The following is a 21,542-nucleotide window of genomic DNA, read 5'->3' as shown; positions in this document are numbered from 1 at the left end:
GCCCCCGACGTGTCAGTGCGTCGGGTCGAGCGCGGGCTTCGCCAGCGACGAGATATCCGTGACGGGCTTGTCGAACACGTCACCCAGCACGCCGGGCAGGCCCGCCTCCATCGCCTGGAGCCCCACCGCGCCCGTCAGCCAGCGCGCGGCGAACTCCGGGTGGTCCAGGTACGACTCACGCACGACGAGCGCCGTGGAGACCTCCGCGAGCACATGGTCGTCCACGCGCAGGAACTCCGCCGGCGCGCGATCCACCTGCCGCTCCCCCAGCACCACGTCCGCCGTCTTCTCATCCAGCACGTGGATGAAGGTGCGGTAGCGGCTGGGCTTCAACGCGACGCCCGGGCCGATGATGGACTCCTTGGGCTCCAGCCGCTCCAGCGCGAGCGCCGGCCCAGGGCAGCCCTGCTCGATGATGGGCGACTTGCTACCGAAACGCGCGGCCTCCCAGTCAGGATGGCCGGACACGGTCCGCAGGCCGGCGCCGAGCCGCTCGGTGATGCGGGCGGCGCTGCCACGCAGCGACGTGGACTCCTGCACGCACAGGCGCAGGGCATCGCGGTTGCTCGTCAGCAGGGCGCTGTGCACGTTGAACTGGGAGGCGTCATCGTGCGCGTGGGGGTCCTCGGGATGGCCACAGTGCACCGCCGCCAGGACGACACCGGACATCGCGACCACATGGGCCAACTCACGCAGAGGGAATCGCTTCATGGAAAAGTTCCTCATGTCGAAGGGATGACGGCGTTCAGTTGGCGCGGTTCGCGATGTTGCGCACGGACACGAAGTCGGACGGCGTGGGGTGCCACACCGGGTCGGTGCAGCCCAGGCTGGCGTACAGGTTGTTGTGCATCACGCTGTGCATGCAGTCCCCGTAGTAGCTGGGGTCTCGCAGGCCCACGAGGTGCCCCGTCTCGTGGTTGATGAACTTGCGCGCGCGCTCGCCCATGGCGGCCATCTGCTCCCGCTTCAGGTGCGCGTTCATGTACATGTAGTGCTGGTGCCGCCCGCTGGAGTCCGTCACCGGATTCACGGCCGTGACACAGGCGTACTGCTCGCCGCCGCACAGCGCGGCCCAGGACTCGCGGATGCGGAACTCCAGCTCGATGCGGTTGCGGTCCGCCGTCGCGTACTGGTTGCAGAACTTCTGCGTGCGCCACAGGTCCACGCGCCAGTCCGCCGCGCCATCCCAGACGACGCTGAAGTCCAGCTTCGCCAGCGTCTGCTCGATGAAGGGCGCAATCGTCGTGGCCGGGAGCGCGGTGGTCTCCGACATCACGCAGTACTCTTCATCCTGCGAACCCGGCCCGCTGCCTCCACCCGCCGGGCCGTCGTTGCCATGAATGGTGGCGATGTGAATCTGGTTCCAGCCCGTATGCGAATGTGACGCGTTGGCCGCGGGCACATAGCGGAAACCAACGAAGGCGGCGGTGGCCATCCAACCAGCCAGCATCCAACGCGGAAAGCGCTGGCGGGGGGCGAGCGACTGTTCATCCATGGGGCGTCTCCTGAGGGGTGCGCTGCGGGTGTCCCGGATGGGACGCGGCGAGGCATTGCAGCGGCTGTGCCGCGTGCCTCCGCCCCGGAGCTCCACGCCACCGCGCGGCCGGAACCGGTCACCTGACGCATGAAATGACCACAAAGTGGTCACCGGCCGTGCGCGCCGCCCAGGAGCAAGGCGGGGCACAAGCCGTGCACAAGGCTCCGGCGCTGTTTCCCCCTCCTGGAGAACCCCATGTCCGTCACGACGCGCCGTGCCCCTCGCGCCTTCCTGGCGTCATCCTTCCTGCTGTTCAGCCTCGCATGTGGCGAAGGCCTTCCTCCCGAAGAGGCCGGCCTGGCGCCGGGCGAGGTCGAGGAGACCGGCACCACCGAGTCCTCGCTGCTCTTCGGCATCCTCGCTGGCGCGCGCATCCGCGCCGTGGAGAACGTCTACCTGCGCACCGGCCCCTCCACGTCCAACGCCAGCATCCGGCTGGTCTCCATTGGCGAGCAGGCCACGGTGGTGAGCGAGACGCCCAGCAACGGCTTCTACCGCGTCAACGTCAATGGCCAGGTGGGCTGGTCTCATGGTGACTACTGGGACCAGGTGCCCAGCCTGTCTGTGAATGGCTACGCGCTCAGCAAGGACCAGGAAAAGTGGCTGCGCTGGGTGGCCGCGAAGACGGTGCCCCGGCTCTCAGGGACGCGGGCACAGCGGCTGGACCAGGCGGCGCTCGTGTCGTGGTGGGCGATGAAGGAAGGCATCTGGGATTTGGGCCCCAACCGCCCGAACCCCAGCTCCAACCCGCAGTCCTTCTCCATCTGCAACACGTCCACGGGAGACCGGGTCATCTGGCCGCTGGAGTCCTGCAACAACAACGGCGGCCCGTGGCAGGTGGGCCTGTCCGGCGTGCAGGTCCACTACCACTCGCAGGCGACCGTCGAGAACACGGCGCGGCAGCTCTACGCGCGCGAGGGCTGGAGCATCGCCCAGATTCTGGACCACACCGCGCGCACCGCGGGCTTCGCGGCGGGGAGCGTGGAGCACTCCACCATCGTCAACACGACGAACCTGGCGCTGCGCAAGTCGTGGCTGCTGCGCAACCACGGCGTGGGCTTCGCCATCCAGTACCCGCAAGTCCATCAGCAGTGCGTCGTCCAGGGGCTGAGCTGGTGCTACGGCAGCGGCCACACCTGGAACCCGGCCTACAAGTTCGCGTCCAGCCGGGCCGCGATGACCACGTCCGTGGCGCACATCCGGCAGCACCTGAGCAACCTGGCCCCCTGACGTGACGCCCGCGAGCGGCCCGCGAGGCATGGCGGGCCGCTCCTCGTGGGGCATTCGCGCTAGGGTAGGCGCATGACCCTGGCTGTCTGCGTGCGGTGTGGCAACTCGAAGGTGGGCGCGTTCACCCCCTGCGCGGGTTGCGGACTGGACCCCGCCGCCCACGGCACCGAACGCGAACTCCAGGCGCGCAGCCTGCTGCTCACGGAGCGCTACCTGCCTGGGGGTGAGCTGGAGGCGATAGGCCGGAAGATTCGCAAGGGCGAGCCCGTGTCCTACGACGCAGGGCTGCTCGCGCAGATTACCGAGGACCTCCGGACACAGAAGCTGCCCATCGTCTCGAAGTCATCCCCTGGGTGCTCCGTCGCCTTGTGGGCCGTGGTGGGCGTGCTCCTCGTGCTCGCCGTGGGCTTCCTGCTCATGTCGCGGCTGCGAGGCCCCTGAGCGCACTGGGACAGCGTCGGCCGCAGGGGCCGGTTAGTGAAGCAGTTCCGTGCTGGCCGCATCCACCTCACCGCTCCGGTTGTTCCTCGTCTCGGAGGACCCGCTCGCCCGGGGGGCGCTCTCCCGGGCGCTGAGCGACCAGACAGGCGTGCTCTTCGAGGTGGCCGCCGGGACGCAGGTGGACCTGGAGTCCCAACCCGGCGAGCCACCCGACGCGGTGCTGTGGGACACCGGCCTGCGCCCGTCCCACATGGAGGGTCCCGACCTGGGCGCACCGGTGCTCGCGCTGGTGGTGGATGAAGCCGCGGGCGAGGCCGCCCTGGGCGCGGGCGCGCGGGGCCTGCTGTTCCGGGACGCGGAGCCCTCCGCCCTGGCCGCCGCGCTGCTCTCCGTGGCGCGGGGACTGGCCGTGTTCGACCCCGCGCTCGCGGAGCTGCGCGCCACGCCGCGTGCCTCGCTACCGGCCCAGGCCACCGCGCCGGACGCGCTCACGCCGCGGGAGCGCGAGGTGCTCGGGTTGCTCGCGGAGGGACTGTCCAACAAGGCCATCGCGGACCGGCTGGACATCAGCGAGCACACCGCCAAGTTCCATGTGAATGCCGTGCTCGCCAAGCTGGGCGTCCAGCGGCGCACGGAGGCCGTGGTCCGCGCGGCGAAGCTGGGCCTGGTCACCCTGTAGGCAGTGGGCCGCCACGCGACGGTGCTACGTCGCGTTTCCCCTGGGTGATAGGCTCCGGCGCGCATGGCCAACCAGGACTGGGTGACGCGCCTGCTCACCGGGCGCGCGACGGCGGACAAGCAGCTCAATGTCCACCTCTCCGAGCGCGACGGCGGCAGCCTCCACGACAAGATGCGGCAGGCGTATTGGTGGATCACCAACAACGCCGTCATCTGTCCCTACTACGACCTGGAGTTCGGCTCGTCCGCGTCCCTCAAGACGCCCGCGGGTGACGAGCTCCACCTCCCCGAGGACACCAGCTACAGCTCGTTCGTCCTCATCCCCCTGCTCACCCTCTTCACCTGCCGGCGCGCGCTGCTGGTGGGCGGACCGGGACGCGGGAAGACGACGTCCGCCATCCTCATGGCCCTGCTGTCCGGCATGGGCCGCGACGAGGTCCACCGCGGCATCCAGCGCGGCCATCCGCAGCTCTCCATCGCGGACCTGCTGGGCGCGCCGCTGCCCTCCGACATGCTCAAGGCGGAGGACCTGTCCGCGGTGAAGGTGAGCTGGCGCAAGTGGATTGGCCAGCGCGTCAAAATCATCGACGAGTACAACCGCATTCCCACCAAGACGCAGTCCGCGCTCCTGTCTCTCATGGCGGAGGGCTACGCGGAGATGATGGACCAGTACGTCTACGCGGGCCGCTCGTCCTGGTTCCTCACCGCCAACGACGACCAGGGCGGCGGCACCTTCCAGGTCATCGAGGCGCTGAAGGACCGCATCGACGTGGTGGTGCGCGCGGTGCCCTTCAACTCGGGGTTCATGGACCAGCTCCTCCAGCGCCTGGAGGCCGACAAGTCCCCCGAGGAGCTGCTGCCCAAGGAAATCGTCTTCACGCCCGGCGAGCTGGAGCGCGCCTACGCCGCCATCCTGGAAGTGGAGGTGCCCAAGGACGTGTTGGAGCGCATCGCCTTCTTCCTGGGGCAGCTCGACTTCTGCCGCATGGCCTCGCCGCGCTTCGAGTTCAAGCACAAGGACACGCTCAAGCTGGCCGGGCAGACGGTGGCCGCGGTGTGCAACGAGCAGTGCCCGCTGGACAAGAAGGTCCACCTCTGCACGCAGACGGAGAACGGCGTCAGCGTGCGCGCGTACCAGACCATCCTCCACTTCGCGAAGGCCATGGCCTTCTTCCGCGGCCACGCCGCCGTGGAGCTGGAGGACTTCCGGCAGATTGCTCCCTGGGTGCTGCACGAGAAGCTGGTGCCCAACCCGCGCAGCGCCTTCTTCGAGGTGAAGGGCCACCGCCTGCTCCTCCAAGACCGCGTGGCCTGGCTGCGGAACATGTTCGACATGGCCATGGGCCACTACGACACGCACGCGCCCATCCGGCGCAAGGTGACGACGCTGCGCCATGAGCTGGACAAGGGCCTGTCCGGCGTGGACCTGCGCACCACCGAGAAGCGCATGAACCAGGTGACGGTGCTCATGAAGGAGCTGCTCACGCGGCACGAGCTGTCCGGCCCCGTCTACGAGGACGTCATCCACCTCAAGTCCCTGTACAGCCGCTACCGGAACTACGCGACGTGGCTGAAGGAGAACCCGGGCGGTCGCCCATGAGCACCTTCACCGACGAGTTGGAAGCCAATGCCCGCGCCCGGTTCGTGCGCTGGGACTCCGCCCTGTGGCGCGAGCTCACCGGCGGCGCAGCGCAGCGGCTGGGACAAGCCCTGTTCGAGGCGGGGACACCGGCGGCGCAGGGCGAGGAGCTCTTGCGCGCCTACCTCCAGCTGGGCGCGGAGGCCATTGGCCTGGGCTACCTGTACCCCACGAGCGCGGGCCGGCAGAACTTCTTCACCCTCGCCTGGTCGGACCTGATTCCCCGCCTGCTGGCCGCCGTGCCCTCGACGGAGCGTTCGCAGGTGTTCGCCCAGCTGTGGAACCTGGGGGAGAACCTGGAGTCCGCGCCGCCCTGGGTGCAGCGCATCTTCTGGCGCGTGGGCCGGGAGCTGACGTCGCTCCAGGACATCGAGGCGCGGCTGCGTGAGACTTCCTCCGTGGCCCTGGAGCCGCCCGCCGCGCCGCTGGCCACGCGGGCCCAGGCGCACTGGGTGGACCTGTCGAAAGAGGACAGCCGCTTCCTCCCCGGCGCGATGCACTTCCTCTCCCCCACCGTGGTGTGCGTCCATGACCGGCACCGTCAAGCCGTGGCGGGCCGCGACGCGGCCACGCAGGGCATCTGGCTGGCGGAGACGCCCATCCGCCTGGGCGCCATGGGCTGCCGCGAGGTGCCGGAGCAGACCCACGTGGAGAGTCCCCACCTGGACGAGGCGCTGCGAGAGGACCCGCGCGCGGACGCGTGGTTCGCCACCCTGTCCAATGACTGGCGGGTGGCGGCCACGCTGCACACCTCCCAGCACGTGCTGGTGTTCGTCCCGGAATGAGTCCGTCTCAGCGGCACATCACCCCTGAGGACGTGGCCACGGGCTGGCGCGACGCGCTGGCCCTGTGGGACGTGCGCGTGCAGCTCAGCCCACCCGAGCCGCACGTGGACTTCCACCCCGACGCCAGCCACGCCCAGGAGCCGCTCGCGTACATCGACCTGGTGAAGCGCCAGGTCTTCGTCAACTTCAAGCTCCTGGAGGCCATGGAGGCCACGGGCAGCCTCACGGCGGTGCTGGCGCATGAAATCGGCCACCACGCGCGCTTCCCGCACACGCTGGGCTGGGACGCGGAGCTGCGCGTGCAGGAGCAGCGGCTGGTTCCCGGGCTGAAGCAATCCCTCACCAACCTCTTCTATGACTTGCAGGTGAACGAGGTGGTGGGCCGCACGCACGCGGAGGCGCTGTGCGCGGTGTACCGGGGCTTCCAGCGCGTGCAGGGCGGCGAGATGTCGCCGCTGTTCTTCTTCTACCTGGCCATCTACGAGGAGCTGTGGGGCCTGCCCCCTGGGAAGCTGGTGCCCTCCGCGCAGCTCGAGCCGATGGAGCAGCGCTACCCCGGTGTTCGCGCCGAGGCGCGCATGTTCGCGCAGACCTTCTACGCGCTGCCCAGCGGCAAGCTCCAGTTCCTCTACTTCTGCGCCACCTTCATCCGCTACATCGAGAAGCCCGCGGACCTGGAGTTCAGCCTGCCGCTGGGCGGGGACGTCTCCGTGCCGGACGTGGACGACCTGGATGCCGCCATCCACGGCAGCAGTCGCTGGGACGACGCTCTGGACGAAGCGGAGGAGCGGGGCTGGCTGGCCCCCTTGAGCACCCGCTCGAAGGAGAAGGACGAGCTGGACTCCATCCACCGCGTCACCGAACACCTGCCCGGCAAGCAGGGCGGGAGGCTGCGACAGGCCCTGGTGGCGAAGCACTATCGGCGGCTGGTGGACCAGCACATCCTGAAGCTCCCCACGACGCCGTCCCAGCCGGAGCCCTACCTGCGCACCACGCCCCAGGCGTGGGAGTACGGCGATGACCCGTCCAGCATCGACTGGACGTTGACGGTGCTGTCCCAGGGCCACCTGGCCGCGGTGTCACCGCTGCGCCGCGAGCTGGAGGCGGACCTGCCGCCCCCGTCCGAGCTGGGGGCGCCGTCCGTGGAAATCTACCTGGACACCAGCGGCTCCATGCCCAATCCGGAGCTGAGCCTCAACGCGATGACGCTCGCGGCCCAGGTGCTGTCCGCCTCCGCGCTGCGGAAGAAGGCCACGGTGCGCGGCATCGTGTACTCGCACGGCAACCCGCTGGTGTCGCCTTGGATGTACGACGAGGAGAAGGCGCGCGACTTCCTGCTGAGCTACATCGGCGGAGGCACGCAGTTTCCCTTCGACGTGATGGACGCGCTGTCACGCGAGCGGCCCGATGCGCTGCGCATCATCATCTCCGACAGCGACTTCCTCGCGAATGTCACCGCGGAGAAGCCCCTGGCGCCGGTGCTGGAGTCCATCCGGCGCTCGCGCCTCGTGGTGGCCATCCTCGCTGTTCCCGACGAACTCCGCGCCCGACAGGCGCTGGCGCCGCTGCTGCGCGAGCGCCGTTTCCGGCTGGTGGTGGTGCGCTGGCCCTCCGACTTCGCGAAGGCGGCCGCCAACCTCGCCCAGGCATTGCTGGAGAATTGAGTCCCATGGCTTTCGACATCCGCGAGATTCAGACGCAGCTCGAGGCAGCCCCCATCGTGTCGCCGTATTCGCATGACCTGGCGCTCGCCATCATCTGCGACACCTTCCGGCTCGCGAAGGTCCGCCCCCCGTCCCGCGCGGACTGGGGCGCCCTGGAGGACCAGGCCCGCTCCCCGCTGTGGCGGGAGCAGGTGGTGATGCTCGCGCACGTGCTGGTGTCCTCGGCGCTGCGGCAGGAGACGGTGCAGGCACTGAACAAGAACGACGACGCGACGACGCTCCTGCAGCGCTTCTTCCAGGACGTGGCCCCGCTGACGGCGGAGATGATTCGCTCCAACACCTTCCGCCGCGAGGAGTTCCTTCGCAAGTGGGTGCGCGTCGTGGGCGGCGAGTGCAAGGGCGAGTCCCCGAAGGGCTCCGTCGCGCGAATCGAGCAACTGGACTACCGCAAGGCGGAAGCGGAGATGCGGCGCGCGGAGGAGGCCCGGAAGAAGGAGGCGGACAAACGCCAGCAGGCCCTCCGCGAGGCGGAGCAGCGCGCCACGGAGGCGCGTGGGTGGCGGGAGTGACGGAAGTCCTGTCCGCGGACCTGCGCGTCGCGCCTCGCGCGAACATCCGCCGGGACACCTCCTCGCAGCGCCCCCACATCCCCTGGGCCGAGTCCATCGCCCAGGGACTGGCCCGCTTCGCGTCCCTGGCTGACGAGGACGCGGCCCGCGCGGACCTGGACGCCCGGTTGTCCTTCCTGCGCGGTGCCCTGCGGGACTCGCCGTACCACGCCCGGAGGCTCCACGCGGCGGGCATCCACCCGGGTGACCTCCAGACGCTGGACGACCTGCGCCACCTGCCCCTCCTGGGCCGCGAGGTTCTGGCCGCGAACTGGGACGCGGTGCCCACGCTGCCAGCGGACGCCGATGATTGCGTGGTGGTGAAGAGCTCCGGGTCCACCGGAGCGCCGGTGAACGTGGTGAAGGACCGGCGCGACTGCCTGCACATGTGGGCCGTGCTGCGGTTCCTCGTGGCGCGTGCGGGAGCGGCGCTGCCCTCGCATCCCCGGGTGGTGCTGCTGGATGCGCTGCCGGGCGGACTGGAGTACTCGGTGCGCCTGCCCATCCTCCACGACGGCGCGCTGCACCGAATCTCCGTCCTTCGCGAGGACGCGCTCCAGCGCCTGCGCCGCGTGCGCCCCGCCGTACTCTTCTCCGACCCGGAAGGCCTGCGGTGGCTGGCGGCCCAGCGCGACGTGCCCTCGCCCCAACTGGTGCTCACCTCCGCGCAGCACCTTCCCGCCGGCCTGCGCGCGGAGCTGGCGAACGCGGTGCCCGCGCCTGTCCTCAACTACTACGCGACGACTGAGACGGGACCGCTGGCCTGGGAGTGCCTGCGGCCCGAGGCCCCTGGCCGGTTCCACGTCCTGGCTCCAGATGTCTGGTTGGAGCCCGAACTGGACGAGGTGGTGGTGACACGGCTGCGTCCCAGCGTGCTGCCGCTCTTGCGCTACCTCCCGGGCGACGCGGGCAGCGTGCGGCGTGACGCCTGCGCTTGTGGGTTTCAGGGGTGGACGCTGGAGCACTTCGGCGGACGCGGGGCCTGCCACTTCGCCACGCCTTCGGGCCGGGAGGTGGACGCCTGGGCGCTGGCCTGGGTGTTCAAGCACCATGCGCTTCGTGGCTTCCGGCTGACACAAGTGGACGTCTCGCACTTCCAACTGGAGCTGGCGGGCGCGAGCCATGCGGACGTGACGCCACTGCGCGAGCGGCTCACCGGCGCCTTGCGGAACCTGGGTTGGACGCAGCCGAACCTGGACGTGTGTCACGTGGAGGTATCCGCGCTGGCCGTGGGCACCAAGCCACAGCCGTTCCGCCGGCTGCGCTGAGCAGCCTTGCATGCCAGCGCGGCGAGCAAGATGTCATGCAGTGGGCTCCGGTGCTTACCTGAGAAGTGCGCGGTTCCTCCCCGGCGGGATGCATGCAGCCGGCCGGGCGCCCGCCCCTGACCATGCACGCTCGTCCGGAACGACATCCCCCACTCTGGGCTTCACGCGCCGGACGTTATGGCGTCGCGCTCCTCGCCTTCGTCGCGGCGTGGCTCATCCAGGCGTGCGTGGCGTCGTTCATCCCAGCCACCCCGTTCCTGTTCTTCTTCGGCGCGGTGATGGTGTCCGGCTGGTGGGGCGGCTGGGGCCCCGCCCTGGCGACGACGCTCCTCTCGGTGGTGGTGGTGGACTTCTACTTCCTGGAGCCACTGCTCAACCTGATGCCGGGCCCTGGAGGGGCTGTCTCGCTGGCGGTCTTCGTCGTGCTCGCGCTGCTGATGACGAAGCTGAACGTCATGCTGCGCAAGGCCAACGCGGAGCGGGCGTGGCTGCTGGAGCGGGAGCGGGCAGCCCGAAGCGAGGCGGAGGCCGGGCAGGCCCAGCTCCACGCGCTCTTCCGGGACGCGCCCGCCGGCATCATCCTCATGCATGGCCCCCGGCACATCTATTCCTTCTCCAACACGATGAACAACACGCTGATGGGGACGGACACGCTGGTGGGCCAGGAGGCGAGCAAGGCCCTGCCGTGGACGGAGTCGCGAGGCTTCATCACCCTGCTGGACGAGGTCTACCGCACCGGCGTCCCTTTCACGGGCAACGCGATGCCGTTCCCCCGCAAGCTCCCCAATGGCGAGATACAGGAGACGTATCTCAACATCGTGTATCAGCCCACGCGGGACGAGCAGGGCGAGGTCGACGGCATCGCCGGCTTCGGGTTCGACGTGACGGACCTGGTCCGGGCCCGACAGCGCGCCGAGGCCCTGACGCACGAGCTCCAATTGGCCGAAGCACGTGACTGGCTCCTCGCGGAGTCGGGCGCGGTGCTGGCGTCGTCGCTCGACGACGAGACGACGCTGCGGAACATGGCGAAGCTGGTGGTGCCCACGTTCGCGGACTGGTGCCTCGTCGACGTGGCGGAGCCGGATGGGACGTTCCGGCGGCTGGAGGCGGCGCACTTCCGGCTCGAGGACGACGCGCTCGCCGAGGACCTCCTCCGCTTCGGAATGCAGCCCAACGGCAATCCGGGGCATCCCCCCACGGGCGCCTTGCTGAAGGCGGAGACGGTCCACGTCGAGCTCTTGACCCGCGAGCGCATTCACGAGCTCGCGCACAACGCGGAACACGCCCAGGTGCTGGAAGCGATAGGGCCCGTCTCCTACATCGCCGTGCCATTGATTGCGCGCGGACAGGTGTTGGGGGTGCTCAGCTTCATCCACGCCCACTCCGGCCGGCATTACTCGACGTCAGACCTGGCGTTCGCCAAGGAGCTGGCACACCGGGCCGCGCTCTCCCTGGAGAATGCCCGGCTCTATGCGGAGGCTCGGGAGGCCATCCGTCTGCGCGATGAGTTCATGTCCATTGCCAGCCACGAGCTGAAGACGCCGCTCACCCCGCTGAGCCTGAAGCTCCAGGCGCTCTCGCGGGAGCTGGCCCGCCACCCGGGCCCGGTTCCTCGCGACCTGGTGGAGGGCTACGTGGCGGTGGGCGCACGGCAGGTGCAGAAGCTGGCGGAGCTGGTGGGCGACCTGCTCGACGTGTCGCGCATCTCCGCGGGGCGGCTCTCGCTGGAGCTGGAGGAACTGGAGCTGGGGTCGCTCGTCCGGGACATCGTCACCCGGTATGAACCCCAGGCCGCGCGCACCGGCTCCTCCTTGCAATTGGAGGCCGGAGACTTCGACATCCTGGGCCGGTGGGACCGGCTGCGTCTGGAGCAGGTCATCACCAACCTGGTGGACAACGCCGTGAAGTACGGCAACGGCAGGCCCATCCACGTGCGCCTGGAGCCGCATGACGGCGGAGCGAGGCTGACGGTGCGGGACGAGGGCATCGGCATCGAGCCCCAGCATCTGCCCCGCCTCTTCGGCCGCTTCGAACGCGCCGTGTCCGAGCGCAACTACGGTGGCCTGGGCCTGGGCCTGTACATCACCCGCACGCTGGTGGAAGCCATGGGCGGCCGGGTCCACGTGGAGAGCAGGCTGGGGCAAGGCTCCACCTTCACCGTGGAGCTGCCCAGCCACCTGGGCGCGGAACAGGCCCGTCAGGCCCCCTGACTGACGTTTCCAGGCCGAAGGTCATGCGAGGCCGGGAGCCTCCAGTTAGAGGGGCGTCACCACGAGGAAGGAGCGAGGGACATGGAGACTCGGAAGCTGGGAAGGCAGGGCCCCACCGTTTCGGCGCTGGGCCTGGGCTGCATGGGGATGTCCGACTTCTACGCGGGCAGGGATGACGCGGAGTCGGAGGCCACGCTGCTGCACGCGCTGGAGCGGGGCATCACCTTCTTCGACACCGCCGACATGTACGGGTCGGGCGCCAACGAGACATTGGTGGGCCGGGTGCTCAAGCCGCACCGGGCGAACATCGTGCTGGCGACGAAGTTCGGCATCGTCCGCGACCCCACGGACCCGCAGAAGCGCGGCATCAACGGACGGCCGGAGTACGTGAAGCAGGCGTGCGAGGCCAGCCTGCGCCGGCTGGGCGTGGATGTCATCGACCTGTACTACCTGCACCGGCTGGACACGCAGACGCCCATTGAAGACACGGTGGGCGCCATGGCGGAGCTGGTGCGCGAGGGCAAGGTGCGCTTCCTCGGCCTGTCGGAGGTGGACGCGGACACGCTGCGCCGGGCCTCGAAGGTGCATCCCATCACCGCGCTCCAGAGCGAGTACTCCCTGTGGAGTCGTGAGCCGGAAGACGGCGTGCTCCAGGCGTGCCGCGAGCTGGGCGTGGGCTTCGTTCCCTACAGCCCGCTGGGACGCGGCTTCCTCACGGGGCAAATCAAGCGCTTCGAGGACCTGGCGCAGGACGACTACCGCCGCTTCTCGCCCCGCTTCCAGGGGGAGAACTTCACGCGCAACCTGGAGCTCGTCGGCCACATCGAGCGGCTGGCGAAGGAGAAGGGATGCACTCCGGCGCAGCTCGCGCTCGCGTGGGTGCTGGCACAGGGGAAGGACCTGGTGCCCATCCCCGGCACCAAGCGCCGCAAGTACCTGGACGAGAACCTCGGCGCGCTGGAGGTGACGCTCACGGCCCAGGACGTGGCCGCCATCAACGCCGTCGCGCCTCCGGGCGTCGCCGCGGGTGGGCGCTATCCGCCGTCCATGCAGTCCTCGCTGCCCAAGGCGTCCCAGCCGCGCGGCCAATGAGATGAAGCGAGGCTGGGGGGCCCCTTCAGCTTCGGATACGAGGGAGCTGGGCGTGCGGCTGCCATGCGCCGTCGCCGCCCAGGCAGTAACGGCAGGTGGCCAGCGGCGTCTCCCGTTCGAGGTAGCCGAGCATCTGGCCCAGCAGGTCCGGCGTGTCGAGCGGCACGCCGTCGACCTCGCCCAGCGCGGGCATCTCCGGGTACGTGCCCCCGAGCACCGTCGCCACGTGCGGTGGACGCGTGCAGGCGTAGAAGCGGCCCGCGTGGACCAGGTGACAGCGGACCTTCAACCAGCAACGCGCGTGGATGCCTCGCACGGCGTCTTCGGAGTCGTGCGGCGCCTCCGGCGTGAGTTGCTGGAAGGCGTCGATTCGCTTCACCGTGAGGAAGACGCCGTGCTGCTCGCAGCGCTCGGAGATGCGGGCGATGGAGCGCTCCGGCAGCGGCGCGGAGGTGTAGACGGACAGGGTCATCCGGTCCAGGCGCTCGTAGACCGCATCGGGGGCGCTCTGCGCGAGGAAGCCGTTGGTGGTGACGGACACCTGCGGGGAGATGCCCGAGGCGCGCACGGCGTCCAGCACCGCGGGCAGGTCGGGGTGGAGGAAGGGCTCGCCTCCGGTGAGCTTGAAGACGTTGGGCCGGAGGGCTCGGGCCAGTTGGCGCAAGTCCTTGCCCAGGACAGCGGGGTCCACGGACCAGGCAGGTAGGTGCGGCGACAGCGGGCAGCACTGCACGCAGCGCAGGTTGCAGTGCGTGGCGACATGCGTCTCCAGGGACCAGGTGAGGATGCGTCCGTCTTGGAGCTCGTAGCGCACGGCGGGACTATACGAGGTTGCCCGGGGCCCCTGGCGCTTGTCACAGTACCCGCGTGTCTCACGCTTCTGGCGGAATGCTCGCCACCCTGCCCCGCTACCAGTCATTGGCGCGTCTGGCGCCGTCTGTGTGGCGGCTGAATCCCTCGGGGCTGGCACCGGAGGCCGTCGCTGCATTCCTGCGCCATGCGCTGCCTCCTGACGGAAGCGTGTTCCAGGGTGTGCGCCGGGTTCCGGGCGCATTGCCTCGCGTGCGTCGGAGCGAGGGGACTCTGGAGACTCGTGAGGATGAAGACAGGCTGGCGGAACGGCTCGTGGCCGCGCTGGCGGACAGCGTGGGCAAACACCTGGCGGCGGGCGCGGTGGACGTGAGCCTGAGCGGCGGCGTGGACAGCGCCGCGTTGTGCGCCCTGGCCGCGCGGCAGGCGCCCGGACGCGTGCGCGCCTGGACCATGGATGTCCACTTCGCGGATGCCACGGAGCGACGGAATGCCCGGACGGTGGCGAACACGGCGGGAGTCGAGTTGGTCGACGTGTCCGTTCCGGACGCGGTGCTGCCAGAGCTGTTCGAGCCCGCCGTCCTGAGCCAGGAGACGGCCATCCTCAACGCCCGCGCCGTGGCCAGCCATGCCTTCTACGCGGAGGCCCGAAGGCAGGGCGCCTCCACGTTGCTGAGCGGCGCGGGCGCGGATGAGGTGCTCATGGGCAACCCGGCGGCGCTCGCGGGTGCGGCGGCCCGTGTGACGGAGGACCGGCGCCTCGTGCATGAGGTGCTGCACCCAGGGCCTGTGGACAACTTGGGGGTGGATCAGCGGGTGCTTCGCCTTCCGTGGGACGCGGAGCTGGCTTCCGGTGATGAGGATCACCCCGAAGAGGTCCGCTACGCGGCCTGGGTGCTGTGGGAACTGGTGCTGCCTCCCGAGCTCCGGAGCGCGGGCGCACATGGCGTGAACGTGTGCACGCCCTACCTGGACGCTGATTTCGCGGACGTGGCGCTGGGGCTCCCCTTGGGCGTGCTCGCGCGGCACGGGGCCGGCAAGTGGCTCTTCCGGCATGCGGTGCGCACGCTGGTGCCGGATGAGGTCCGATTGGCCCGGAAGACACCGCGCTATGCGCACACCGCGCTCTCCAGCCCCGTCCGCGCGCGTTGGCTGGAGCTGTATCGGGAATGGCTCACACCGGCCCGGCTGGCGCCGTTGGAGTGCGTCGACGCGGGCGCGACCCGGGCGCTGCTGGAGCGCTACGCACGTCTGGCCGCCGACGCTTCCGAGGCGAGTGCCATGGACCGGCTGTTGATGCGGTTGTGCTCCCTCGCCATGCTCCACGCCCACGCCAGCGCCCGCCCCCCATGTCCCGAATCCTGATTGCCACCTCCCCCGAGAAGGGCCACCTCAACCCCATGGTCGGTGTCGCGCAGTGGCTGCGCCGCATGGGCCACCACGTGGGCTGGCTGTGCATCCCCGAGCCCGCGCCGCAGCTCGAGCGGCTGGGCGTGGAGGTGCTGACGTTGCCCCACGCCGAGGCCCCCGTGCCCACCATCGAGACGGGAGGCGAGGCGCTCGCGCGGTTGGTGCTCGATGAAGCGGCGCTGGGGCAGTGGATTCGCGGCCTGCTGATTGACGCCGTGCCCTCGCTGCTGGCGCCGGTGCGAGAGGCCGTCGAGCGCTTCCGTCCGGATGTCATGGCCCTGGACGGCATGCAGTACGCCGCCGTGCTGGCCGCCCATGCGTTGCGAATCCCCTGGGCGGGCGTGTCCTCCGCGCTGTCATTGCTGGAGCCGCCCATCGATTACGGCCTGCGCCGCAACGTGCGCGCGCTGGCCGATGAGCGACAGGCGCTGTTCGCCCGCCACGGCTTCGATGCCCGCTTCCGCAACTGTGAGTGCCTGTCGCCGGAGCTCAACGTCATCTTCGCCACCGAGGCCTTCCTGGGCTCCGACGCAGGCCTGCCTCCCGCCACACACCTGGTCGGGCCGTCACAGCCTCCAGAGGCGCGCGGTGACGAGGTGGACTTCCCCTGGGAGCGGCTGGGCTCCAAACCCGTGGTGTATGTGTCTTTCGGCAGCCAGATTTCGTGGCAGCCCGATTTGTTTCAGACGATGACCGAGGCCGCCGCGCCCCTGGGCGTCACCGTGGTGCTCAGCGCGGGTGAGCTGGCTGATACAGATTTTGTTCACAGCCTTCCCGGGGACGTGGTCGCCATGTCATACACACCCCAGCGACAACTGTTATCACGAGTCTCCGTGCTCGTGTCTCACGGCGGCGCCAACTCCGTCATGGAGGCGCTGACCGAAGGCGTTCCGATGCTGCTCCTGCCCGTCTGCAACGACCAGCCCATCCAGGCGCACTTCCTGGCGAAGTCGGGCGCGGGACTCGTGCGGGCGCCGCGCTCGCTCTCCGTGGAGGACTGCCGCGAAGCGCTGCGACAGTTGCTGGAGCCGGGCACGGTGCTGCGACAGCGGGTGGCCGGCATCTCCGCGTCCTACCAGGCGCGTGACGGCGCGAAGGACGCCGCTGAACGCATCCTCCGACTCGTGGCGTGAGTGATTGCATGCGTGATTGGGACGTGTGGCGGCTGGTGCTGCCGGGTGTGTCGCCGCTGGAGGTGTGGAACCTGCCCGTGATGGGGCGCGAGCTGTGGGAGTTGCTCGGGGCGCCTCGCGTGGATGCGGACCGTCGCGCGGGGGTTCCCGAGCCGGCGCTCGCGGGCCGACTGGGCCCGGCGCTCGCGGTGGCGCTGTCCACGCTGGTGAAGCGGCACGCGGTGGATGCCGTGTGGCTCAGTGGCGGATTGGTGTGCCTGGAGGGCTTCGGTGCCATGCTCTCGAGTGTGTCCACCGCGCTCCCCTGCCCTGTGTACCTGGCGGAGCGTCCGCTCTTCGCGCCGGCCCTGGCGGGACTGCGTCTGCTGGCGCCGCTCGCGCCCGCGCATCCGGTGGCGCTCGACGTGGGGCAGACGGGCATCAAGTGTGTGAGTCACACCGCGGACCCGCGCATCTTCGAGCGCGACGCCGCGCTGCTGCCCCGGTACTTCATCGGCATGGCGCGGCCTCCGGACAGGCGACATGTGAAGGCGGCGGTGGCGTTCATCGCCAGTGCCCTGCGCGTGTTCTCGGCACGGCTGCCCGATGCCTTGTGCCTCGCACTGCCGTGTCCGCTGGACGCGTCGCTGGTTCCCGGAGGCTGCACCTACGGATGGGAAGGCCACGAGTCGCTGGTGGCGGACATCCTCCAGGCGGCCATGGGGAACGAGGGCCGCGGGACGGCGCTGGTGCTCAATGACGCGGAGCTGGCCACGGAGGCCGCGCGGGGTGATTCGCGGCTGGCGAACCACTCGCGCGTGTTGTGTCTCACACTGGGCTTCGGGCCGGGTGGCGCGTTGCTGGAACGGCGGTAGCCGGGGGCTCACCCAGGCTCAGTGCAGGTCCAACTCCTTCTTGGGCGCGACGTCGGGGCGCTGCTTCGTCACCAACGCCTTCGCGGTACTGAAGAGCACCTTGAGCTTTCCGCCGGCCGGGTGGACGTATTCGGCGTGCTCGGGCGTGAAGCGCAGCAGGGCGATGTCACCCTCATCCGGGCCCTGTGGGAACCAGGGCTTCCAGCCGGGCTCCCACAAGTCATGGATGGCCCTCCGGTCGCGGACGATTTCCACCACGCCCGACACGGAAAGATACGTGGCGCTGTCCTCCGACGCGTGGAAGGCGAGCGAGCAGTGCGGGTCCGACTCCAGGTCCTGCACTTTCTGCGTGTCCGTCCAGGTGGCGAACCAGAGCACGGTGCCAGACTTGTGCTTCTTCGCCACCGCCATGGGCCGCGTGTGGAAGTGGCCATCCGCCCCCCGGGTGGTGAGGAGGGCGGTGTCATAGTGCTTCAGCAGTTCCTCGAACTCCCGGCGGTCTCCCTGGATGACACCCTGCGACTGTTTCATGATGCGCTCGCCTGACTGTTCCATGGGGCTGACCTTTCGTTCGCCATCGTGAAGTTCCTGGAGAACGTAGGGACGCGCGGGCCGTGGGGAAGCAGCAGGGCTGGAGTCGCGTGGACCGCTCCCTTGGTGGGCCGGTTCCAGGCACAAGACGAGCGAATCAGGCCTTCCGCCCTGCCCCTTCCGGCGCGGCCTTGCACCTCGCTGTTCGGAAATGTCGGGACATTTGGCGCCACAAAACCCCCGACATTTCCGAACAGCGAGCTCCCAGTGCGGTCCGGCCACCCGAGGGCAACGCGGAGCGGCCCCAACGGCCTCGCCTCCTGCCTGGACCTGGTAGCCTGGCCGGGTTGACGAACCAGGACCTCGACTGGCCCATCCGGGTCGCCGCCATGAACGCGCTGCAACATCTGGTGCGCCGGCATGGCGAGGTGCTGTCCTGGGACGTCATCGCCCGAGGCTTCACGCGGCGGCCCCGAAGCTCTTGAGCCTGGAGCGCCGCTACGCCACGGTCCAGATGAAGAAGCGGCTGCATCAAGCCGCGTTCCGTCAGCACGTGCTGCGGGCCTATTCGCAACGGTGCGCGGTATGCCGGTTCCCCCGGCCGGAGTTGCTGGACGCGGCGCACATCCTCCCGAACCGGGACGAGCGCGGCAGGCCGGAAGTCTCCAATGGCCTCTCGCTCTGCAAACTCCACCACGGGGCCTTCGACACGGACCTGCTGGGCATCCGTCCTGACGGCATCATCGAAATCGCGTCCCGGCTGCTCGCCGAGCGCGACGGCCCCACGCTGGAGTACGGGCTCAAGGGCTTCGCCGGACAGGCGCTGAGCATCCTGCCGGAGACGCCTGCCCACCGGCCGCGCCGTGAGTATCTGGAAGCGCGCTACGAGCGTTTCCGCGAGGCAGGCTGAACCAAAGACGAGGAGACCTCCCCGAATGGGCAGGTTCCCGACCTGACCGGTCCGCCGATGTGGCGCCTTTTCGAGGCCTTTACCTTCTTCCTCGAAAGGAACACACCATGTCCACCGGCTTCCTCCAGTCGCTGTCCCAGTCCCTCGCCTCCGTCGTCGAGCGCACCGCGCCTGGCATCGTCCGCGTGGAGACGCGGCGCAGGCGCGGCGCCACCGGCATCGTCTGGGATGCCGAGGGCCACATCCTCACCACCAGCCAGGCCGTGGAGCACGAGGGCCCGCTCCCCATCGGCTTGCCGGATGGCCGCACCGTCTCCGCCGAGTTCGTCGGCCGCGACGCCAGCACCGACCTGGCCCTGCTCAAGGCCGAAGCCACCGGCCTCGCGCCGCTGACCTCCGCGCCGTTGGATGACGTGAAGGTCGGTCACCTCGTCATCGCCGTGGGCCGCCCTGGCCGCACGGCTCGCGCGACGCTCGGCATGGTCAGCACCCACGGCGAGGGCTGGCGCACCCATGCCGGAGGCCGCGTGGAGCGTTACCTGGAGACGGATGCCGACCTCCCGCCCGGCTTCTCCGGCGGCGCGCTGGTGGACACCGAGGGGCGCCTTGTCGGTCTGCTCAGCGCCGCCTTCTCTCGCACCGCCGCCGTCGTCATCGCCACGGACACGCTCACTCGCGTGATTGCTTCACTGAAGGAATACGGGGGCATCCGGCGTGGCTACCTGGGCGTGGGCGCCTACCCCGTGCGTCTGCCCCCACACCTGGGCACGGGGAACGAGCACGGCCTCATCTGCCTCTCCGTGGACCCGAACGGCCCGGCGCACGACGCGGGTCTGCTGCTCGGAGACGTCCTGGTGAGTCTGGGAGGTCAGCCCCTCCACGGCGTGGAGGACCTGCTCGGCGCCCTGAGCGACGAGAAGGTGGGCACCACCCTCCAGGTCCGCGTGCTGCGCGCCGGAGAGGTTCGCGAAGTCCCCATCACCGTGGGCAAGCGCGCGTGAAGGGAGGCCACCATGAAACTGCTGCAACACTTCTCGGATGACTTGGAGTCGCTGGTGGCGCGTGCCTCACCCGCCGTCGTGGGCGTGGAGCACGCACGCGGCCACGGCACCGGCCTCTTCCTCACGCCGGACGGCTACGTCCTCACCAACCGCCACGTGGTGGTGCGCGGCTCACGCAAGCTCACCGTCCAGCTCTCCAACGGAGAGGAGCTGCGCGGCACCCTGGTGGGCAGCGACGCCCCCACCGACCTGGCGGTGGTCCGCGCGGAGGGCGGTGACTTCCCCACCCTGCCGCTCGCCGAGCCCGAGTCGGTGCGCGTGGGCCAACTCGTCATGGCCATTGGCAACCCGTTCCACCTGGAGCAGTCCGTGTCGCTGGGCGTGGTGAGCGCCATCAACCGCAGCATCAGCCTGCCCGATGGCGTCATGCTGGAGGGCATGCTCCAGACGGATGCCGCCATCAATCCGGGCAACTCCGGGGGGCCGCTGCTCAACATGCGAGGACAGGTGGTGGGCCTCAACACGCTGGTGTTGCCCTACGCGCAAGGTATCGGCTTCGCGGTGAGCGCCACCACGGCGGCGTGGATTGCCGGCCTGCTCATCCAACGTGGCAAGGTGGACCGGCGCTTCCTGGGCATCGCCGCGACGGCGGTGAGCCTGGACGCACGACTCACCCGGGAGAACGGCCAGTCCCGCGCGGTGAAGGTACTCCGCGTGCAGGACGGGACACCTGCCCACGAGGCCGGACTCCAGGTGGATGACTTGCTGCTGGCCATCAATCAGCGGCCGGTGAACAGCGTGGACGACCTCCAGCGGCTCATGGCGCTGGCCACGGAGGACGAGGTGACGCTGGACCTGCTGCGCAAGGGCCGTGGCCGCAAGACGGCCCGGGCACGGACGCGACCGCGCATCGAGCCCGTGGCCGCCTGACTCAGGCCACGCCGCCCGGCGTCCGCCCCTGCGCGTCCGGCATCTTCCCCTGGAGCAGCAGGTTGTCGCCCCGACAGAGGCTCTTGTAGGACCACACGCAGAACGAGTCTCCAGGACGTGACTCCTGGAGATACTCGTCCAGCACGTCGGCATCGTCACAGATGAAGCGGTGCGGGGCGCGCGTCTCCCGGTAGAAGCGGTGCTCGATGATGAGCGGGCTTTTGTTCGCCAGCATCTCGCGCAGGCGGCTCAACGTGTCCGGGTCGGTGATGCGCGAGCCTTCGAGAGTCCACGCGTCCATGGTGCGGTGCCGCGCCTTTCTTCCCACGAGCTGAAACGGGCCCGGAGGATGATAGCGGATGACGGCCCACGTCATAGCCGCGCGTCGTGCGATGGCGCCGGACGGTGCTCGGTGAAGAGTTCATCCTCGTAGCACCAGGCCCACTCCTCCCCCGGCTCGAAGGACTGGACGACGGGATGCGCCGACTGCTGGAAGTGCTTCGTCGCATGCCGGTTGGGCGAGGAATCACAACATCCCACATGGCCACAGCTCAGGCAGCGACGCAGGTGCACCCAGCTTGCTCCCATGGCCAGGCATTCCTCGCAGCCTCGCGAGTGCGGAGGCGGGTCTCCGGCCTGTTGGATGTGCTCGCAAATCGGCTCCATGTGACACCTCTCTCTGACTGGGGCGACCAGTGCCCTCTACAGCGTAGGCACTGAGTACGAGGACCTTCAGCGAGCACCAGCCAGGATGGCGAGCCACTGGAGGCACGTCCCCACCCCGCAGCGGCGGATGGCACGCGCGGCGCCC

Annotated in this window: 23 protein-coding genes; 17 read left to right on the top strand and 6 right to left on the bottom strand. The window is 69.6% G+C overall.

The genetic code is table 11. From position 1 onward, the window contains the following. Positions 1-12: 12 nt before the first annotated feature. Entirely contained in the window at positions 13-711 is a 699-nt protein-coding gene (locus FMP39_RS25790) for a hypothetical protein (protein WP_141592836.1), read from the bottom strand. A gap of 34 nt (positions 712-745) precedes the next feature. Then, the gene (locus FMP39_RS25785) at positions 746-1,495 is read right to left on the bottom strand and encodes a hypothetical protein (protein WP_141592835.1); all 750 of its coding nucleotides are present in this window, start codon (positions 1,493-1,495) and stop codon (positions 746-748) included. A 237-nt stretch (positions 1,496-1,732) separates the two neighbouring features. Here FMP39_RS25785 and FMP39_RS25780 point away from each other — a divergent pair, with 237 nt between their 5' ends. From FMP39_RS25780 to FMP39_RS25735, 10 genes are all read left to right on the top strand, one after another. Next, positions 1,733-2,767 carry an SH3 domain-containing protein gene (locus FMP39_RS25780; protein WP_141592834.1) on the top strand — a complete coding sequence of 345 codons (1,035 nt, stop codon included), beginning with the start codon at positions 1,733-1,735 and terminating at the stop codon, positions 2,765-2,767. Between the two features lie 72 nt (positions 2,768-2,839). Continuing rightward, positions 2,840-3,208 carry a hypothetical protein gene (locus tag FMP39_RS25775; protein WP_141592833.1) on the top strand — a complete coding sequence of 123 codons (369 nt, stop codon included), beginning with the start codon at positions 2,840-2,842 and terminating at the stop codon, positions 3,206-3,208. A gap of 49 nt (positions 3,209-3,257) precedes the next feature. Then, the gene (locus FMP39_RS25770) at positions 3,258-3,887 is read left to right on the top strand and encodes a response regulator transcription factor (protein WP_141592832.1); all 630 of its coding nucleotides are present in this window, start codon (positions 3,258-3,260) and stop codon (positions 3,885-3,887) included. Between the two features lie 63 nt (positions 3,888-3,950). Further along, positions 3,951-5,486 carry an AAA family ATPase gene (locus FMP39_RS25765; protein WP_141592831.1) on the top strand — a complete coding sequence of 512 codons (1,536 nt, stop codon included), beginning with the start codon at positions 3,951-3,953 and terminating at the stop codon, positions 5,484-5,486. Then, positions 5,483-6,310 (top strand): hypothetical protein, encoded by an 828-nt coding sequence (locus FMP39_RS25760; RefSeq protein ID WP_194858564.1) that lies wholly within the window; start codon positions 5,483-5,485, stop codon positions 6,308-6,310. The genes FMP39_RS25765 and FMP39_RS25760 overlap by 4 nt, the downstream gene beginning before the upstream one ends. Then, a complete protein-coding gene (locus FMP39_RS25755) occupies positions 6,307-7,974 on the top strand; it encodes a VWA domain-containing protein (RefSeq protein ID WP_141592829.1) in 1,668 nt (555 codons plus the stop codon). The genes FMP39_RS25760 and FMP39_RS25755 overlap by 4 nt, the downstream gene beginning before the upstream one ends. 5 nt (positions 7,975-7,979) lie before the next feature. Beyond that, the gene (locus tag FMP39_RS25750; RefSeq protein WP_194858563.1) at positions 7,980-8,543 is read left to right on the top strand and encodes a hypothetical protein; all 564 of its coding nucleotides are present in this window, start codon (positions 7,980-7,982) and stop codon (positions 8,541-8,543) included. After that, positions 8,531-9,850 carry a phenylacetate--CoA ligase family protein gene (locus tag FMP39_RS25745; RefSeq protein ID WP_141592827.1) on the top strand — a complete coding sequence of 440 codons (1,320 nt, stop codon included), beginning with the start codon at positions 8,531-8,533 and terminating at the stop codon, positions 9,848-9,850. Before FMP39_RS25750 ends, FMP39_RS25745 begins: the two co-directional genes overlap by 13 nt. Positions 9,851-9,972: 122 nt before the next feature. Then, complete coding sequence (locus tag FMP39_RS25740; RefSeq protein ID WP_228558333.1) at positions 9,973-12,060, top strand: ATP-binding protein; 2,088 nt, start codon at positions 9,973-9,975, stop codon at positions 12,058-12,060. 81 nt (positions 12,061-12,141) lie between these two features. Beyond that, positions 12,142-13,152, top strand: a complete 1,011-nt coding sequence (locus FMP39_RS25735) for an aldo/keto reductase (protein WP_141592825.1) — start codon at positions 12,142-12,144, stop codon at positions 13,150-13,152. 25 nt (positions 13,153-13,177) lie between these two features. On the opposite strand, the gene FMP39_RS25730 is transcribed toward FMP39_RS25735, so the two are convergent. After that, positions 13,178-13,966, bottom strand: a complete 789-nt coding sequence (locus tag FMP39_RS25730; protein ID WP_141592824.1) for a radical SAM protein — start codon at positions 13,964-13,966, stop codon at positions 13,178-13,180. A gap of 53 nt (positions 13,967-14,019) precedes the next feature. On the opposite strand from FMP39_RS25730, the gene FMP39_RS25725 reads away from it, so the two are divergent. The 3 genes from FMP39_RS25725 to FMP39_RS25715 are packed head-to-tail and all read left to right on the top strand — an operon-like array spanning position 14,020 to position 17,359. Further along, complete coding sequence (locus tag FMP39_RS25725; protein ID WP_141592823.1) at positions 14,020-15,327, top strand: asparagine synthase C-terminal domain-containing protein; 1,308 nt, start codon at positions 14,020-14,022, stop codon at positions 15,325-15,327. Continuing rightward, positions 15,312-16,505 (top strand): glycosyltransferase, encoded by a 1,194-nt coding sequence (locus tag FMP39_RS25720; RefSeq protein ID WP_141592822.1) that lies wholly within the window; start codon positions 15,312-15,314, stop codon positions 16,503-16,505. The genes FMP39_RS25725 and FMP39_RS25720 overlap by 16 nt, the downstream gene beginning before the upstream one ends. 8 nt (positions 16,506-16,513) lie before the next feature. Beyond that, a complete protein-coding gene (locus FMP39_RS25715; RefSeq protein WP_228558332.1) occupies positions 16,514-17,359 on the top strand; it encodes an ROK family protein in 846 nt (281 codons plus the stop codon). Between the two features lie 18 nt (positions 17,360-17,377). On the opposite strand, the gene FMP39_RS25710 is transcribed toward FMP39_RS25715, so the two are convergent. After that, positions 17,378-17,890, bottom strand: coding sequence for a pyridoxamine 5'-phosphate oxidase family protein (locus tag FMP39_RS25710; RefSeq protein ID WP_228558331.1), 513 nt, complete (start codon positions 17,888-17,890; stop codon positions 17,378-17,380). 347 nt (positions 17,891-18,237) lie between these two features. Between FMP39_RS25710 and FMP39_RS38150 the strand changes: the two genes are divergently transcribed. From FMP39_RS38150 to FMP39_RS25695, 4 genes are all read left to right on the top strand, one after another. Further along, a complete protein-coding gene (locus FMP39_RS38150; protein ID WP_228558330.1) occupies positions 18,238-18,375 on the top strand; it encodes a hypothetical protein in 138 nt (45 codons plus the stop codon). Then, positions 18,372-18,800 carry an HNH endonuclease gene (locus tag FMP39_RS25705; RefSeq protein ID WP_228558329.1) on the top strand — a complete coding sequence of 143 codons (429 nt, stop codon included), beginning with the start codon at positions 18,372-18,374 and terminating at the stop codon, positions 18,798-18,800. The genes FMP39_RS38150 and FMP39_RS25705 overlap by 4 nt, the downstream gene beginning before the upstream one ends. Positions 18,801-18,907: 107 nt before the next feature. Beyond that, positions 18,908-19,801 carry a S1C family serine protease gene (locus tag FMP39_RS25700; RefSeq protein WP_194858562.1) on the top strand — a complete coding sequence of 298 codons (894 nt, stop codon included), beginning with the start codon at positions 18,908-18,910 and terminating at the stop codon, positions 19,799-19,801. Positions 19,802-19,813: 12 nt separating this feature from the next. Beyond that, on the top strand, positions 19,814-20,731 hold the full coding sequence (locus FMP39_RS25695; protein ID WP_141592818.1) for a S1C family serine protease: 918 nt from the start codon (positions 19,814-19,816) through the stop codon (positions 20,729-20,731). A 1-nt stretch (position 20,732) separates the two neighbouring features. Here FMP39_RS25695 and FMP39_RS25690 read toward each other — a convergent pair whose 3' ends face one another. Then, positions 20,733-21,032: a hypothetical protein gene (locus FMP39_RS25690; RefSeq protein ID WP_090490894.1), complete on the bottom strand. Its 300-nt coding sequence runs from the start codon at positions 21,030-21,032 to the stop codon at positions 20,733-20,735. Between the two features lie 71 nt (positions 21,033-21,103). Continuing rightward, complete coding sequence (locus FMP39_RS25685; protein WP_141592817.1) at positions 21,104-21,397, bottom strand: UBP-type zinc finger domain-containing protein; 294 nt, start codon at positions 21,395-21,397, stop codon at positions 21,104-21,106. Positions 21,398-21,542 lie beyond the last annotated feature (145 nt).

This window comes from Myxococcus sp. AB056 (genome assembly GCF_006547365.1).
In the GTDB taxonomy this organism is placed as follows: domain Bacteria; phylum Myxococcota; class Myxococcia; order Myxococcales; family Myxococcaceae; genus Myxococcus; species Myxococcus virescens.
Note: the sequence above shows the minus strand (reverse complement) of the source record. Positions and strands in the feature narration are given on the sequence as shown.

What these genes read in the sequence shown, in the direction of transcription:
- FMP39_RS25710 (WP_228558331.1), bottom strand. Translation starts at nt 17,890, where the DNA reads ATGAAACAGTCGCAGGGTGTCATCCAGGGAGACCGCCGGGAGTTCGAG.
- FMP39_RS25785 (WP_141592835.1), bottom strand. Translation starts at nt 1,495, where the DNA reads ATGGATGAACAGTCGCTCGCCCCCCGCCAGCGCTTTCCGCGTTGGATG.
- FMP39_RS25765 (WP_141592831.1), top strand. Translation starts at nt 3,951, where the DNA reads ATGGCCAACCAGGACTGGGTGACGCGCCTGCTCACCGGGCGCGCGACG.
- FMP39_RS25740 (WP_228558333.1), top strand. Translation starts at nt 9,973, where the DNA reads ATGCACGCTCGTCCGGAACGACATCCCCCACTCTGGGCTTCACGCGCC.
- FMP39_RS25715 (WP_228558332.1), top strand. Translation starts at nt 16,514, where the DNA reads ATGCGTGATTGGGACGTGTGGCGGCTGGTGCTGCCGGGTGTGTCGCCG.
- FMP39_RS25790 (WP_141592836.1), bottom strand. Translation starts at nt 711, where the DNA reads ATGAAGCGATTCCCTCTGCGTGAGTTGGCCCATGTGGTCGCGATGTCC.
- FMP39_RS25750 (WP_194858563.1), top strand. Translation starts at nt 7,980, where the DNA reads ATGGCTTTCGACATCCGCGAGATTCAGACGCAGCTCGAGGCAGCCCCC.
- FMP39_RS25760 (WP_194858564.1), top strand. Translation starts at nt 5,483, where the DNA reads ATGAGCACCTTCACCGACGAGTTGGAAGCCAATGCCCGCGCCCGGTTC.
- FMP39_RS25755 (WP_141592829.1), top strand. Translation starts at nt 6,307, where the DNA reads ATGAGTCCGTCTCAGCGGCACATCACCCCTGAGGACGTGGCCACGGGC.
- FMP39_RS25780 (WP_141592834.1), top strand. Translation starts at nt 1,733, where the DNA reads ATGTCCGTCACGACGCGCCGTGCCCCTCGCGCCTTCCTGGCGTCATCC.
- FMP39_RS25695 (WP_141592818.1), top strand. Translation starts at nt 19,814, where the DNA reads ATGAAACTGCTGCAACACTTCTCGGATGACTTGGAGTCGCTGGTGGCG.
- FMP39_RS25775 (WP_141592833.1), top strand. Translation starts at nt 2,840, where the DNA reads ATGACCCTGGCTGTCTGCGTGCGGTGTGGCAACTCGAAGGTGGGCGCG.
- FMP39_RS25735 (WP_141592825.1), top strand. Translation starts at nt 12,142, where the DNA reads ATGGAGACTCGGAAGCTGGGAAGGCAGGGCCCCACCGTTTCGGCGCTG.
- FMP39_RS25690 (WP_090490894.1), bottom strand. Translation starts at nt 21,032, where the DNA reads ATGGACGCGTGGACTCTCGAAGGCTCGCGCATCACCGACCCGGACACG.
- FMP39_RS25700 (WP_194858562.1), top strand. Translation starts at nt 18,908, where the DNA reads ATGTCCACCGGCTTCCTCCAGTCGCTGTCCCAGTCCCTCGCCTCCGTC.
- FMP39_RS25685 (WP_141592817.1), bottom strand. Translation starts at nt 21,397, where the DNA reads ATGGAGCCGATTTGCGAGCACATCCAACAGGCCGGAGACCCGCCTCCG.
- FMP39_RS25720 (WP_141592822.1), top strand. Translation starts at nt 15,312, where the DNA reads ATGTCCCGAATCCTGATTGCCACCTCCCCCGAGAAGGGCCACCTCAAC.